At 47.9% G+C, this 14,469-nt stretch carries 22 protein-coding genes and 1 pseudogene; 4 read left to right on the forward strand and 19 right to left on the reverse strand.

Translation table 11 applies throughout. The features are described from left to right. The 3 genes from E0D98_RS14955 to E0D98_RS14965 all read left to right on the forward strand — a co-directional run. Positions 1-1,049: 4-oxalomesaconate tautomerase (locus tag E0D98_RS14955; protein ID WP_240723738.1), on the forward strand; the 1,049-nt coding region annotated here is incomplete at its 5' end. A gap of 75 nt (positions 1,050-1,124) precedes the next feature. Further along, positions 1,125-2,558 carry an anion permease gene (locus tag E0D98_RS14960; RefSeq protein ID WP_001036475.1) on the forward strand — a complete coding sequence of 478 codons (1,434 nt, stop codon included), beginning with the start codon at positions 1,125-1,127 and terminating at the stop codon, positions 2,556-2,558. A gap of 182 nt (positions 2,559-2,740) precedes the next feature. Then, a complete protein-coding gene (locus E0D98_RS14965; RefSeq protein WP_000593945.1) occupies positions 2,741-5,002 on the forward strand; it encodes a hydratase in 2,262 nt (753 codons plus the stop codon). A 233-nt stretch (positions 5,003-5,235) separates the two neighbouring features. On the opposite strand, the gene E0D98_RS14970 is transcribed toward E0D98_RS14965, so the two are convergent. From E0D98_RS14970 to E0D98_RS15055, 17 genes are all read right to left on the reverse strand, one after another. Next, positions 5,236-6,519: a putative acyl-CoA thioester hydrolase gene (locus E0D98_RS14970; protein ID WP_001091569.1), complete on the reverse strand. Its 1,284-nt coding sequence runs from the start codon at positions 6,517-6,519 to the stop codon at positions 5,236-5,238. 134 nt (positions 6,520-6,653) lie between these two features. Beyond that, the gene (locus E0D98_RS14975; protein ID WP_047086615.1) at positions 6,654-7,724 is read right to left on the reverse strand and encodes a tyrosine-type recombinase/integrase; all 1,071 of its coding nucleotides are present in this window, start codon (positions 7,722-7,724) and stop codon (positions 6,654-6,656) included. Beyond that, positions 7,702-7,920, reverse strand: a complete 219-nt coding sequence (locus E0D98_RS14980) for an excisionase (RefSeq protein ID WP_001303849.1) — start codon at positions 7,918-7,920, stop codon at positions 7,702-7,704. The genes E0D98_RS14975 and E0D98_RS14980 overlap by 23 nt, the downstream gene beginning before the upstream one ends. Positions 7,921-7,959: 39 nt before the next feature. Then, positions 7,960-8,127: a hypothetical protein gene (locus tag E0D98_RS14985; protein ID WP_000545728.1), complete on the reverse strand. Its 168-nt coding sequence runs from the start codon at positions 8,125-8,127 to the stop codon at positions 7,960-7,962. 88 nt (positions 8,128-8,215) lie between these two features. Further along, the gene (locus E0D98_RS14990; RefSeq protein ID WP_000026224.1) at positions 8,216-8,497 is read right to left on the reverse strand and encodes a hypothetical protein; all 282 of its coding nucleotides are present in this window, start codon (positions 8,495-8,497) and stop codon (positions 8,216-8,218) included. A 191-nt stretch (positions 8,498-8,688) separates the two neighbouring features. Next, entirely contained in the window at positions 8,689-9,237 is a 549-nt protein-coding gene (locus tag E0D98_RS14995; RefSeq protein ID WP_001289873.1) for an ead/Ea22-like family protein, read from the reverse strand. Then, positions 9,234-9,455 carry a TraR/DksA family transcriptional regulator gene (locus E0D98_RS15000; RefSeq protein ID WP_000763363.1) on the reverse strand — a complete coding sequence of 74 codons (222 nt, stop codon included), beginning with the start codon at positions 9,453-9,455 and terminating at the stop codon, positions 9,234-9,236. The genes E0D98_RS14995 and E0D98_RS15000 overlap by 4 nt, the downstream gene beginning before the upstream one ends. 98 nt (positions 9,456-9,553) lie before the next feature. Then, positions 9,554-9,769: a hypothetical protein gene (locus E0D98_RS15005; RefSeq protein WP_000149655.1), complete on the reverse strand. Its 216-nt coding sequence runs from the start codon at positions 9,767-9,769 to the stop codon at positions 9,554-9,556. 76 nt (positions 9,770-9,845) lie between these two features. After that, entirely contained in the window at positions 9,846-10,037 is a 192-nt protein-coding gene (locus E0D98_RS15010; RefSeq protein WP_000548531.1) for a DUF1382 family protein, read from the reverse strand. Further along, the gene (locus E0D98_RS15015; protein ID WP_000149542.1) at positions 10,010-10,192 is read right to left on the reverse strand and encodes a DUF1317 domain-containing protein; all 183 of its coding nucleotides are present in this window, start codon (positions 10,190-10,192) and stop codon (positions 10,010-10,012) included. The genes E0D98_RS15010 and E0D98_RS15015 overlap by 28 nt, the downstream gene beginning before the upstream one ends. Further along, entirely contained in the window at positions 10,189-10,869 is a 681-nt protein-coding gene (locus E0D98_RS15020) for a lambda exonuclease family protein (protein WP_000611716.1), read from the reverse strand. The genes E0D98_RS15015 and E0D98_RS15020 overlap by 4 nt, the downstream gene beginning before the upstream one ends. Further along, positions 10,866-11,651 (reverse strand): phage recombination protein Bet, encoded by a 786-nt coding sequence (gene bet / locus E0D98_RS15025; protein WP_000100847.1) that lies wholly within the window; start codon positions 11,649-11,651, stop codon positions 10,866-10,868. The genes E0D98_RS15020 and bet overlap by 4 nt, the downstream gene beginning before the upstream one ends. 5 nt (positions 11,652-11,656) lie before the next feature. After that, the gene (locus tag E0D98_RS15030; RefSeq protein ID WP_000995439.1) at positions 11,657-11,953 is read right to left on the reverse strand and encodes a host-nuclease inhibitor Gam family protein; all 297 of its coding nucleotides are present in this window, start codon (positions 11,951-11,953) and stop codon (positions 11,657-11,659) included. A 74-nt stretch (positions 11,954-12,027) separates the two neighbouring features. After that, the gene (gene kil, locus E0D98_RS15040; protein WP_000372941.1) at positions 12,028-12,171 is read right to left on the reverse strand and encodes a host cell division inhibitory peptide Kil; all 144 of its coding nucleotides are present in this window, start codon (positions 12,169-12,171) and stop codon (positions 12,028-12,030) included. Further along, entirely contained in the window at positions 12,140-12,304 is a 165-nt protein-coding gene (locus E0D98_RS15045) for a protease FtsH-inhibitory lysogeny factor CIII (RefSeq protein ID WP_001198861.1), read from the reverse strand. The genes kil and E0D98_RS15045 overlap by 32 nt, the downstream gene beginning before the upstream one ends. Before the next feature lie 72 nt (positions 12,305-12,376). Then, positions 12,377-12,745, reverse strand: coding sequence for a DUF2528 family protein (locus E0D98_RS15050; protein WP_000065374.1), 369 nt, complete (start codon positions 12,743-12,745; stop codon positions 12,377-12,379). A 182-nt stretch (positions 12,746-12,927) separates the two neighbouring features. Then, entirely contained in the window at positions 12,928-13,128 is a 201-nt protein-coding gene (locus tag E0D98_RS15055) for an antirestriction Ral family protein (protein WP_001550845.1), read from the reverse strand. Between the two features lie 213 nt (positions 13,129-13,341). On the opposite strand from E0D98_RS15055, the gene E0D98_RS15060 reads away from it, so the two are divergent. After that, a complete protein-coding gene (locus E0D98_RS15060; RefSeq protein WP_001066170.1) occupies positions 13,342-13,923 on the forward strand; it encodes a super-infection exclusion protein B in 582 nt (193 codons plus the stop codon). A 16-nt stretch (positions 13,924-13,939) separates the two neighbouring features. Here E0D98_RS15060 and E0D98_RS15065 read toward each other — a convergent pair. Together E0D98_RS15065 and E0D98_RS15070 are read right to left on the reverse strand one after the other, a co-directional pair. Next, a pseudogene (locus E0D98_RS15065) lies at positions 13,940-14,130 on the reverse strand (antitermination protein N). Further along, a complete protein-coding gene (locus E0D98_RS15070) occupies positions 14,108-14,290 on the reverse strand; it encodes a hypothetical protein (RefSeq protein ID WP_000438342.1) in 183 nt (60 codons plus the stop codon). The pseudogene E0D98_RS15065 and the gene E0D98_RS15070 overlap by 23 nt, the downstream one beginning before the upstream one ends. Between the last annotated feature and the right edge of the window lie 179 nt (positions 14,291-14,469).

A 14,469-nucleotide genomic window follows, 5' to 3' on the forward strand; every position in this document is an offset into this window, starting at 1 on the left:
AAAAAATACCCTGCGTGATGATGCGAGGTGGAACCTCGAGGGGCGCGTTCTTGTTAGCGGAACATTTACCCGAAGATCAAACGCAGCGCGATAAAATATTGATGGCAATTATGGGTTCCGGTAACGATCTGGAAATTGACGGTATTGGCGGCGGTAATCCGCTGACCAGTAAAGTCGCCATTATTAGCCGTTCCAGCGATCCGCGTGCTGATGTCGATTATCTGTTTGCTCAAGTTATTGTCCATGAGCAACGTGTCGATACCACGCCTAATTGTGGCAATATGCTGTCTGGTGTTGGGGCATTCGCCATTGAAAATGGTTTGATTGCAGCGACATCACCGGTCACCCGTGTGCGTATCCGCAACGTCAATACGGGTACGTTCATCGAAGCTGATGTGCAAACGCCAAATGGTGTTGTCGAGTACGAGGGTAGTGCCAGAATTGACGGCGTACCGGGTACTGCCGCACCGGTTGCGCTCACTTTCCTGAATGCCGCTGGAACCAAAACCGGAAAAGTTTTCCCGACTGATAATCAGATTGATTATTTTGACGATGTCCCGGTGACCTGTATCGATATGGCGATGCCAGTCGTCATTATTCCGGCTGAATATCTGGGAAAAACAGGTTATGAATTACCGGCGGAACTGGATGCCGACAAAGCATTATTAGCCCGCATTGAATCTATCCGTCTACAAGCGGGTAAAGCAATGGGCTTAGGTGATGTCAGTAATATGGTTATCCCTAAACCTGTGCTTATTTCTCCAGCGCAGAAAGGCGGGGCAATTAATGTGCGTTATTTTATGCCGCATTCTTGCCATCGCGCGCTGGCGATAACCGGTGCTATTGCTATTTCCAGTAGTTGTGCATTGGAAGGCACCGTCACCCGACAAATCGTCCCTTCTGTAGGATACGGCAATATCAATATTGAACACCCCAGTGGTGCGCTCGACGTTCATTTAAGTAATGAAGGTCAGGATGCCACGACGTTACGCGCATCTGTTATTCGGACGACCAGAAAAATATTTTCCGGTGAAGTTTATCTTCCCTGAAAAAATTCGTTGTCAAGATAAGGATAATCAATAAAGGACTTCTGTATGAGTCATACAGAAAGAACAGGATTTTAAATGAATAAGAAATCGTTATGGAAGCTAATTCTGATATTAGCGATCCCATGTATTATTGGTTTTATGCCAGCTCCGGCAGGATTAAGCGAACTGGCGTGGGTGCTTTTTGGTATTTACCTGGCGGCCATTGTGGGGCTGGTTATCAAGCCTTTCCCGGAACCTGTCGTACTGTTAATTGCCGTTGCTGCCTCCATGGTGGTGGTCGGTAACTTATCCGACGGTGCGTTTAAGACCACCGCCGTATTAAGCGGTTACTCTTCAGGTACTACCTGGCTGGTGTTCTCGGCGTTTACCTTAAGCGCCGCATTTGTGACCACCGGTTTAGGTAAACGTATTGCCTATCTGCTGATTGGTAAAATCGGTAACACCACGCTGGGTCTGGGTTACGTTACGGTATTCCTCGATCTGGTACTGGCTCCGGCAACACCGTCTAACACCGCGCGTGCGGGCGGTATTGTGTTACCGATCATCAACAGCGTGGCGGTGGCTTTGGGGTCCGAACCGGAAAAAAGTCCGCGTCGTGTCGGACATTACCTGATGATGTCCATTTACATGGTCACCAAAACCACCAGCTATATGTTCTTTACCGCAATGGCGGGGAACATTCTGGCGCTGAAAATGATCAACGACATTCTGCACCTGCAAATTAGCTGGGGTGGATGGGCACTGGCCGCCGGATTGCCGGGCATCATTATGCTGCTGGTCACCCCACTGGTGATTTATACCATGTATCCGCCAGAAATTAAGAAGGTGGATAATAAAACCATCGCTAAAGCGGGCCTTGCCGAACTGGGACCGATGAAAATCCGCGAAAAAATGCTGCTCGGTGTCTTTGTGCTGGCGCTACTGGGCTGGATTTTCAGTAAGTCTCTGGGGGTTGATGAATCCACTGTGGCAATCGTTGTTATGGCGACCATGCTGCTGCTGGGTATCGTTACCTGGGAAGACGTGGTTAAAAATAAAGGCGGCTGGAATACCTTAATCTGGTACGGCGGTATTATCGGATTAAGCTCCTTATTATCGAAAGTTAAATTCTTCGAATGGTTAGCTGAAGTCTTTAAAAATAACCTGGCATTTGATGGTCACGGTAACGTTGCTTTCTTCGTTATTATTTTCCTCAGCATTATCGTGCGTTATTTCTTCGCTTCCGGTAGTGCCTATATCGTTGCTATGTTACCGGTATTTGCCATGCTGGCGAACGTCTCCGGCGCACCGTTAATGTTAACCGCGCTGGCACTGTTGTTCTCCAACTCCTATGGCGGCATGGTTACTCACTATGGCGGCGCGGCAGGTCCGGTCATCTTTGGCGTGGGTTATAACGATATTAAATCCTGGTGGTTGGTCGGTGCGGTACTGACGATATTAACCTTCCTGGTGCATATCACCCTCGGCGTGTGGTGGTGGAATATGCTGATCGGCTGGAACATGCTGTAAATATTCTCGTCATACTTGAAGTTGCATGTGCTGCGTCTGCGTTCGCTCACCCCAGTCACTTACTTATGTAAGCTCCTGGGGATTCACTCGCTTGTCGCCTTCCTGCAACTCGAATTATTTAGAGTATATCCATTTATTATCTTTCTGCGCACTTCACGGTGCGCAGATATCTGGAGCATTTGATGATCAAGTTATCTGAAAAAGGCGTGTTTCTCGCCAGTAATAACGAAATAATTGCCGAAGAACATTTCACCGGCGAAATTAAAAAAGAAGAAGCCAAAAAAGGCACTATTGCCTGGTCTATTCTCTCTTCGCATAATACGTCCGGAAATATGGATAAACTTAAAATTAAGTTTGATTCATTAGCCTCTCACGATATTACCTTTGTTGGTATTGTACAGACCGCTAAAGCGTCCGGTATGGAACGTTTCCCGCTGCCGTATGTGCTGACCAACTGCCATAACTCACTCTGCGCCGTCGGCGGCACTATTAACGGTGATGACCATGTTTTTGGTTTATCGGCGGCCCAGCGTTATGGCGGTATTTTTGTGCCTCCGCATATTGCGGTCATCCATCAATATATGCGTGAGATGATGGCAGGCGGCGGCAAAATGATCCTCGGGTCAGACAGCCACACCCGTTACGGTGCATTAGGGACAATGGCAGTCGGTGAGGGCGGCGGTGAGTTGGTAAAACAGCTGCTTAATGACACCTGGGATATCGACTATCCGGGCGTGGTTGCGGTGCATCTGACCGGAAAACCTGCGCCGTATGTGGGGCCACAGGATGTGGCGCTGGCTATCATTGGCGCGGTGTTCAAAAACGGTTACGTCAAAAACAAAGTCATGGAGTTCGTTGGACCGGGCGTTAGCGCGCTCTCTACCGATTTCCGTAACAGCGTTGACGTGATGACCACGGAAACCACCTGTTTAAGCTCCGTCTGGCAAACTGATGAAGAAGTGCATAACTGGCTGGCGCTGCACGGTCGCGGCCAGGATTACTGCCAGCTTAACCCTCAACCGATGGCGTACTACGATGGCTGCATCAGCGTTGATTTAAGCGCCATCAAACCAATGATTGCGCTGCCGTTCCACCCGAGCAACGTGTATAAAATCGACACACTGAACCAGAACCTGACCGACATTCTGCGTGAGATTGAAATTGAGTCCGAACGCGTGGCGCACGGTAAAGCCAAACTCTCGCTGCTGGATAAAGTGGAAAATGGTCGCCTGAAAGTGCAGCAGGGGATTATCGCGGGCTGTTCTGGCGGTAACTACGAAAACGTCATCGCGGCGGCGAATGCACTGCGCGGTCAATCCTGTGGCAATGACACCTTCTCGCTGGCAGTTTACCCGTCATCACAGCCGGTGTTTATGGATCTCGCCAAAAAAGGTGTGGTAGCAGATTTGATTGGCGCAGGCGCAATCATCAGAACCGCGTTCTGCGGCCCATGCTTTGGTGCGGGCGATACGCCAATCAACAACGGTTTGAGTATTCGCCACACCACGCGTAACTTCCCGAACCGCGAAGGCTCTAAGCCAGCTAATGGGCAGATGTCAGCGGTGGCGTTGATGGACGCTCGTTCTATCGCTGCGACTGCGGCAAACGGTGGCTATTTAACCTCTGCCAGCGAACTTGATTGCTGGGACAACGTGCCGGAGTACGCCTTCGATGTAACGCCGTATAAAAACCGTGTTTATCAGGGCTTTGTGAAAGGGGCAACTCAGCAACCGCTGATTTACGGACCGAACATTAAAGACTGGCCGGAATTGGGTGCGCTGACTGACAATATCGTCCTGAAAGTGTGCTCGAAGATCCTCGACGAAGTGACCACCACCGACGAACTGATTCCTTCCGGTGAAACCTCTTCTTATCGTTCAAATCCGATTGGTCTGGCGGAGTTTACCCTGTCACGCCGCGATCCCGGTTATGTTGGCAGAAGTAAAGCGACTGCTGAGCTGGAAAATCAGCGTCTGGCGGGGAATGTCAGCGAGCTGACAGAGGTGTTTGCGCGCATTAAGCAGATTGCTGGTCAGGAGCATATTGATCCGCTGCAAACTGAAATTGGCAGCATGGTATATGCGGTGAAACCAGGCGATGGTTCTGCGCGTGAACAGGCGGCGAGCTGCCAGCGTGTGATTGGCGGTCTGGCGAATATTGCCGAAGAGTACGCGACTAAACGCTACCGTTCTAACGTCATCAACTGGGGGATGTTACCGCTGCAGATGGCGGAAGTGCCAACCTTTGAAGTGGGGGATTACATTTACATCCCTGGCATTAAAGCGGCGCTGGATAATCCGGGTACGACGTTTAAAGGTTATGTGATCCATGAAGATGCGCCGGTAACGGAAATTACGCTCTATATGGAAAGTCTGACTGCTGAAGAGCGCGAGATTATCAAGGCGGGTAGTTTGATTAACTTCAATAAAAACCGTCAGATGTAAAAAGCGCCATGTGAATGTAGGTCGCATTCGGCACTTATTGTCGGATGCGATGCTTGCGCATCTTCTCCGACCTACGAATCGCATCGAATCTGTAGGCCAGATAAGGCATTTTCGCAGCATCCGGCACTTATTGTCGGATGCGATGCTTGCGCATCTTATCCGACCTACAAATCGCATCGAACCGTAGGCCGGATAAGGCGTTTACGCCGCATCCGGCAAATAGTTAATTGCTCTTACTTCTTCGCCTCTGCAACCACTTTACTACCCACGCCGCGGTTATTGTATTCCCACATGCGGTTGTAGTTAGTGTCATTCAGATTGCGCTGTATTTCGTCGTTATCATCTACGCTGCCGGTATTACCCGCAAACGGACGATTAGAGATCACCGCATCGGCCCACGGTTTAGCCGTGTTAAAACCTTCGTTGATGGCGCTATCACGGATCACCACCTGACCGTTGGTATTGGCATCAACATCCAGCGAGCGGCCCAGTTGCGCCACACCATCACCGAAAGCATTGAAACGGCTGTTTACGGCGAGGAAACCGTAGTAAATGTTGGACAGCGTAGCCGGTGCAAACACATACGCTTCTTGCTGAGTACGTGAGTTCACCACGCGGAATTCGGTGTTATCGAACACCACTGCGCCGCGACCAGAAACGATATCCACATCCCCTTCAATGTAGCTGTTGGTCACCAGCGTACGCGGCTGACGATTCGTTTCCAGACGGTTCTGCACACCGCTGTTGGTGACAAAGAAGGTGTTCTGACGACCGAGAATGTTAACGTTGTTAATCTGTACCTGGTCACCATCAGTACGCAGTGCCACCGCCGGATGGTTACCTGCATCTACGCTATCGCCCAGCGTGTTTTCGATGGTCAGATTTTGCAGTTGCAGGCCATTGTTTTGTGACCAGAAGACCGCAGAGCAGAGAACACCGATACTGTCGCTGCGTTTGCTCTGGCAGCTATCGTACATATACCACGCTGGTTTACCTGGCATATATTTGCCGCGCGGGTTGACGTCGTGACGCCAGTCGGCAGGGCTCATGCCACCATCAAGGGAAAGCCCAATCTTCACATCAATCGGTTTTTCACCTGTACCGTACAGAGTAATTCCACCCGGAGCGGCAGGGACATATACCGTTCCCTGATACTCACCAGGCATCACGGCAATATACTGGCGCTTGTTGGTACGCTTGATAATTGCCGCATCTACCGCCGCCTGAATCGTGGTATGCGTTACACCTTGAGTGCCCGCCGGGCCGACAACAAAGTCAGGTTGCGCAGGCAGGGTAATCGGGGAAGGATTCCACGCTGCTGCACCTGGTGTCAGGGATGCAAAATAGTGTTGAGCATCGAAATTCTGCGCTTCTTTTGCCGACAGAATCGGGCGAGAAGAGGTACCAGGCGCGGTTTGATCAGAAGGACGTTGATCGGGCGGGGTTGAGCTACAGGCGGTCAGCGTCACGCCAAAAGCCAATGCCAGCGCCAGACGGGAAACTGAAAATGTGTTCACAGGTTGCTCCGGGCTATGAAATAGAAAAATGAATCCGTTGAAGCCTGCTTTTTTATACTAAGTTGGCATTATAAAAAAGCATTGCTTATCAATTTGTTGCAACGAACAGGTCACTATCAGTCAAAATAAAATCATTATTTGATTTCAATTTTGTCCCACTCCCTGCCTCTGCCATCACGATACTGTGATGCCATGGTGTCCGACTTATGCCCGAGAAGATGTTGAGCAAACTTATCGCTTATCTGCTTCTCATAGAGTCTTGCAGACAAACTGCGCAACTCGTGAAAGGTAGGCGGATCCCCTTCGAAGGAAAGACCTGATGCTTTTCGTGCGCGCATAAAATACCTTGATACTGTGCCGGATGAAAGCGGTTCGCGACGAGTAGATGCAATTATGGTTTCTCCGCCAAGAATCTCTTTGCATTTATCAAGTGTTTCCTTCATTGATATTCCGAGAGCATCAACATGCAATGTTGTTGGGATGGCAATTTTTACGCCTGTTTTGCTTTGCTCGACATAAAGATATCCATCTACGATATCAGACCACTTCATTTCGCATAAATCACCAACTCGTTGCCCGGTAACAACAGCCAGTTCCATTGCAAGTCTGAGCCAACATGGTGATGATTCTGCTGCTTGATAAATTTTCAGGTATTCGTCAGCCGTAAGTCTTGATCTCCTTACCTCTGATTTTGCTGCGCGAGTGGCAGCGACAGGGTTTGTTGTTATATGGCCTTCAGCTATTGCCTCTCGGAATGCATCGCTCAGTGTTGATCTGATTAACTTGGCTGACGCCGCCTTGCCCTCGTCTATGTATCCATTGAGCATTGCCGCAATTTCTTTTGTGGTGATGTCTTCAAGTGGAGCATCAGGCAGCCCCCTCCTTATTGCTTTAATTTTGCTCATGTAATTTATGAGTGTCTTCTGCTTGATTCCTCTGCTGGCCAGGATTTTTTCGTAGCGATCAAGCCATGAATGTAACGTAACGGAATTATCACTGTTGATTCTCGCTGTCAGAGGCTTGTGTTTGTGTCCTGAAAATAACTCAATGTTGGCCTGTATGGCTTCAGTGATTGCGATTCGCCTGTCTCTGCCTAATCCAAACTCTTTACCCGTCCTTGGGTCCCTGTAGCAGTAATATCCATTGTTTCTTATATAAAGGTTAGGGGGTAAATCCCGGCGCTCATGACTTCGCCTTCTTCCCATTTCTGATCCTCTTCAAAAGGCTACCTGTTACTGGTCGATTTAAGTCAACCTTTACCGCTGATTCGTGGAACAGATATTCTCTTCCATCCTTAACCGGAGGAGGGAATATCCTGCATTCGCGCACCCATCGACGAACTGTTTCAAGGCTTCTTGGGCGTCGCTGGCGAGCGTTCCACTCCTGAAGTGTCAAGTACATCGCAAAGTCTCCGCAATTACACGCAAGAAAAAACCGCCATCAGGCGGCTTGGTGTTCTTTCAGTTCTTCAATTCGAATATTGGTTATGTCTGCATGTGCTATCTGCGCCCATATCATCCAGTGGTCGTAGCAGTCGTTGATGTTCTCCGCTTCGATAACTCTGTTGAATGGCTCTCCATTCCATTCTCCTGTGACTCGGAAGTGCATTTATCATCTCCATAAAACAAAACCCGCCGTAGCGAGTTCAGATAAAATAAATCCCCGCGAGTGCGAGGATTGTTATGTAATATTGGGTTTAATCATCTATATGTTTTGTACAGAGAGGGCAAGTATCGTTTCCACCGTACTCGTGATAATAATTTTGCACGGTATCAGTCATTTCTCGCACATTGCAGAATGGGGATTTGTCTTCATTAGACTTATAAACCTTCATGGAATATTTGTATGCCGACTCTATATCTATACCTTCATCTACATAAACACCTTCGTGATGTCTGCATGGAGACAAGACACCGGATCTGCACAACATTGATAACGCCCAATCTTTTTGCTCAGACTCTAACTCATTGATACTCATTTATAAACTCCTTGCAATGTATGTCGTTTCAGCTAAACGGTATCAGCAATGTTTATGTAAAGAAACAGTAAGATAATACTCAACCCGATGTTTGAGTACGGTCATCATCTGACACTACAGACTCTGGCATCGCTGTGAAGACGACGCGAAATTCAGCATTTTCACAAGCGTTATCTTTTACAAAACCGATCTCACTCTCCTTTGATGCGAATGCCAGCGTCAGACATCATATGCAGATACTCACCTGCATCCTGAACCCATTGACCTCCAACCCCGTAATAGCGATGCGTAATGATGTCGATAGTTACTAACGGGTCTTGTTCGATTAACTGCCGCAGAAACTCTTCCAGGTCACCAGTGCAGTGCTTGATAACAGGAGTCTTCCCAGGATGGCGAACAACAAGAAACTGGTTTCCGTCTTCACGGACTTCGTTGCTTTCCAGTTTAGCAATACGCTTACTCCCATCCGAGATAACACCTTCGTAATACTCACGCTGCTCGTTGAGTTTTGATTTTGCTGTTTCAAGCTCAACACGCAGTTTCCCTACTGTTAGCGCAATATCCTCGTTCTCCTGGTCGCGGCGTTTGATGTATTGCTGGTTTCTTTCCCGTTCATCCAGCAGTTCCAGCACAATCGATGGTGTTACCAATTCATGGAAAAGGTCTGCGTCAAATCCCCAGTCGTCATGCATTGCCTGCTCTGCCGCTTCACGCAGTGCCTGAGAGTTAATTTCGCTCACTTCGAACCTCTCTGTTTACTGATAAGTTCCAGATCCTCTTGGCAACTTGCACAAGTCCGACAACCCTGAACGGCCAAGCGTCTTCGTTCATCTATCGGATCGCCACACTCACAACAATGAGTGGCAGATATAGCCTGGTGGTTCAGGCGGCGCATTTTTATTGCTGTGTTGCGCTGTAATTCTTCAATTTCTGATGCTGAATCAATGATGTCTGCCATCTTTCATTAATCCCTGAATTGTTGGTTAATACGCTTGAGGGTGAATGCGAATAATAAAAAAGGAGCCTGTAGCTCCATGATGATTTTGTTTTTCATGCTCACCGTTCCTTAAAGACGCCGTTTAACATGCCGATCGCCAGGCTTAAATGAGTCGGTGTGAATCCCATCAGCGTTACCGTTTCGCGGTGCTTCTTCAGTACGCTACGGCAAATGTCATCGACGTTTTTATCCGGAAACTGCTGTCTGGCTTTTTTGATTTCAGAATTAGCCTGACGGGCAATACTGCGAAGGGCGTTTTCTTGCTGATGTGTCATTGAACAAGTCCCATGTCGGCAAGCATAAGCACACAGAATATGAAGCCCGCTGCCAGAAAAATGCATTCAGTGGTTGTCATACCTGGTCTCTCTCATCTGCTTCTGCTTTCGCCACCATCATTTCCAGCTTTTGTGAAAGGGATGCGGCTAACGTATGAAATTCTTCGTCTGTTTCTACTGGTATTGGCACAAACCTGACTCCAATTTGAGCGAGGCTATGTGCCATCTCAATGCTCGTTCTTAACTCAACAGGAGATGCTTTGTGCATACAGCTCCCCGTTTATTATTTATCTCCTCAGCCAGCCGCTGTGCTTTCAGGGGATTTCTGATAACAGAAAGGCCGGGAAATACCCAGCCTCGCTTTGTAACGGAGTAGACGAAAGTGATCGCGCCTACCCGGATATTATCGTGAGGATGCGTCATCGCCATTGCTCCCCAAATACAAAACCAATTTCAGCCAGTGCCTCGTCCATTTTTTCGATGAACTCCGGCACCATCTCGTCAAAACTCGCCATGTACTTTTCATTCCGCTCAATCACGACATAATGCAGGCCTTCACGCTTCATGCGCGGGTCATAGTTGGCAAAGTACCAGGCATCTTTTCGCGTCACCCACATGCTGTACTGCACCTGGGCCATGTAAGCCGATTTTATTGCCTCGAAACCACCGAGCCGGAATTTCATGAAATCCCGGGAGGTAAACGGGCATTTCAGTTCAAGGCCGTTGCCGTCACTGCATAAACCATCGGGAGAGCAGGCGGTGCGCATACTTTCGTCGCGATAGATGATCGGGGATTCAGTAATATTCACGCCGGAAGTGAATTCAAACAGGGTTCTGGCGTCGTTCTCGTACTGTTTTCCCCAGGCCAGCGCCTTAGCATTAACTTCCGGAGCCACACCGGTGCAAACCTCAGCCAGCAGGGTGTGGAAGTAGGACATTTTCATGTCAGGCCACTTCTTTCCTGAGCGGGGCTTTGCTATCACGTTGTGAACTTCTGAAGCGGTGATGACGCCGAGCCGTAATTTGTGCCATGCATCATCCCCCTGTTCGACAGCTCTCACGTCGATCCCGGTACGCTGCAGGATAATGTCCGGTATCATGCTGCCACCTTCTGCTCAGTGGCTTTCTGTTTCAGGAATCCAAGAGCTTTCACTGCTTCGGCCTGTGTCAGTTCTGACGATGCGCGAATGTCGCGGCGAAATATCTGGGAACAGAGCGGCAATAAGTCGTCATCCCATGTTTTATCCAGGGCGATCAGCAGAGTGTTAATCTCCTGCATGGTTTCATCGTTAACCGGAGTGATGTCGCGTTCTGGCTGACGTTCTGCAGTGTATGCAGTATTTTCGACAATGCGCTCGGCTTCATCCTTGTCATAGATACCAGCAAATCCGAAGGCCAGACGGGCACACTGAATCATGGCTTTATGCCGTAACATCCGTTTGGGATGCGACTGCCACGGCCCCGTGATTTCTCTGCCTTCGCGGGTTTTGAATGGTTCGCGGCGGCATTCATCCATCCATTCGGTAACGCAGATCGGATGATTACGGTCCTTGCGGTAAATCCGGCATGTACAGGATTCATTGTCCTGCTCAAAGTCCATGCCATCAAACTGCTGGTTTTCATTGATGATGCGGGACCAGCCATCAACGCCCACCACCGGAACAATGCCGTTCTGCTTATCAGGGAAGGCGTAAATTTCTTTCGTCCACGGATTAAGGCCGTACTGGTTGGCGACGATCAGCAATGCGATGAACTGCGCATCGCTGGCATCACCTTTAAATGCCGTCTGGCGAAGAGTGGTGATCAGTTCCTGTGGGTCGACAGAATCCATGCCGACACGTTCAGCCAGCTTCCCAGCCAGCGTTGCGAGTGCTGTACTCATCCGTTTTATACCTCTGAATCAATATCAACCTGGTGGTGAGCAATGGTTTCAACCATGTACCGGATGTGTTCTGCCATGCGCTCCTGAAACTCAACATCGTCATCAAACGCACGGGTAATGGCTTTTTTGCTGGCCCCGTGGCGTTGCAAATGATCGATGCATAGCGATTCAAACAGGTGCTGGGGCAGGCCTTTTTCCATGTCGTCTGCCAGTTCTGCCTCTTTCTCTTCACGGGCGATCTGCTGGTAGTGACGCGCCCAGCTCTGAGCCTCAAGACGATCCTGAATGTAATAAGCGTTCATGGCTGAACTCCTGAAATAGCTGTGAAAATATCGCCTGCGAAATGCCGGGCTGATTAGGAAAACAGGAAAGGGGGTTAGTGAATGCTTTTGCTTGATCTCAATTTCAGCATTAATATCCATTTTTTATAAGCGTCGACGGCTTCACGAAACATCTTTTCATCGCCAATAAAAGTGGCGATAGTGAATTTAGTCTGGATAGCCATAAGTGTTTGATCCATTCTTTGGGACTCCTGGCTGATTAAGTATGTCGATAAGGCGTTTCCATCCGTCACGTAATTTACGGGTGATTCGTTCAAGTAAAGATTCGGAAGGGCAGCCAGCAACAGGCCACCCTGCAATGGCATATTGCATGGTGTGCTCCTTATTTATACATAACGAAAAACGCCTCGAGTGAAGCGTTATTGGTATGCGGTAAAGCCGCACTCAGGCGGCCTTGATAGTCATATCATCTGAATCAAATATTCCTGATGTATCGATATCGGTAATTCTTATTCCTTCGCTACCATCCATTGGAGGCCATCCTTCCTGACCATTTCCATCATTCCAGTCGAACTCACACACAACACCATATGCATTTAAGTCGCTTGAAATTGCTATAAGCAGAGCATGTTGCGCCAGCATGATTAATACAGCATTTAATACAGAGCCGTGTTTATTGAGTCGGTATTCAGAGTCTGACCAGAAATTATTAATCTGGTGAAGTTTTTCCTCTGTCATTACGTCATGGTCGATTTCAATTTCTATTGATGCTTTCCAGTCGTAATCAATGATGTATTTTTTGATGTTTGACATCTGTTCATATCCTCACAGATAAAAAATCGCCCTCACATTGGAGGGCAAAGAAGATTTCCAATAATCAGAACAAGTCGGCTCCTGTTTAGTTACGAGCGACATTGCTCCGTGTATTCACTCGTTGGAATGAATACACAGTGCAGTGTTTATTCTGTTATTTATGCCAAAAATAAAGGCCACTATCAGGCAGCTTTGTTGTTCTGTTTACCAAGTTCTCTGGCAATCATTGCCGTCGCTCGTATTGCCCATTTATCGACATATTTCCCATCTTCCATTACAGGAAACATTTCTTCAGGCTTAACCATGCATTCCGATTGCAGCTTGCATCCATTGCATCGCTTGAATTGTCCACACCATTGATTTTTATCAATAGTCGTAGTCATAAGGATAGTCCTGGTATTGTTCCATCACATTCTGGGGATGCTCTTCGAACTCTTCAAATTCTTCTTCCATATATCACCTTAAATAGTGGATTGCGGTAGTAAAGATTGTGCCTGTCTTTTAACCACATCAGGCTCGGTGGTTCTCGTGTACCCCTACAGCGAGAAATCGGATAAACTCTATTCACCCCTACAGAGAGCAAAAGAGAAACGCCGATGAACAACTCATGGTGGCAGGAACTAATGCATTTTTTCCTGCAAGGAATGACACTTAAACAGTTGATTCATATGCTAATCATCCTGATCATATTGATTATTGTTATGCCGGTAAGCGTAAAAGAATGGATAAACCTGCATAATCCAGAAATCCTTCCTCATTACTGGATGTATTACATCCTGTTGTTTTGCGTTAGCTATGTGCTTAACGGCGTTGTTAATTCCGCTTATCACGCTGTGACTGAAAGAATTGAGGTATTCGCTGCTCAGAAGCGCAAATCTAAAGAAGAAAAATATGTGCAAGATTTGTTTGATTCGTTAACTCTTGGAGAAAGAGCTTATTTGGCATTCGCTGTAGCCGCTAATAACCAGCTACAAACGGAAAAGGGCGCTCATGAATCAATTTCATTGCTCAAAAAAGGACTCCTCGTTCGAAGGCCTCCTGCTGTTGGATATCCTGATACCGACCGTTTCGTTATCCCTGAAAGCTATAGACATGAGTGCTACATTAGGTTTGCCGGGAAGGCAGACAGCCTTATGGATGAACTTATCGCTCAGGATAAGCATGGCAAAAACAAGTAATTAGCAAATGAATTTATCATCTCGCCGTCAGTTGTTTTGATTTCCGGTAGCCTGCCGCGTAAAGAGCTACGTTCGGAAGACAAGTTGAACCTTCATATTTTCTGGTCAACGTTGTCAGAGTTATCACTTCTGCTCTCATTGCTGGTTTGCGCGACGAGCTCTACGGCGAGAAGCTGCGGTGCCTTTAAATTCTGTTTTTCTGGACATGGATTCCTCCCGAATAAACTTTGGCGATGCAATCTCGAAGCTCCTCCTGAGACGGTTGCTTCGGCATTGCATCCCACAGCTTATGTGGTTGGGTGATCTGGCTTTTCAGCCACGTAGTCGAGAGTCGACGTTGTTTAAAGAGCCTGCCAGTCTGTTCCATTTGGCTTCCAGCGTCCTGCTGACGGTTAAATAGTACGATATGTACTTTACAAGATCAATACAATTTGTTGTAAGTTGGCGTGGTTTTTTATAACGCTTTGTATTTAATAGTGTTGTTTTTTAGCGTGGATGTATTGCCTCGGCGATGTAAGGAGAGATCAGAATTGCGTGGTTTAGTGG

Source organism: Escherichia sp. KCJ4928 (assembly GCF_004352695.1).
Classification (GTDB): Bacteria; Pseudomonadota; Gammaproteobacteria; order Enterobacterales; family Enterobacteriaceae; genus ECMA0423.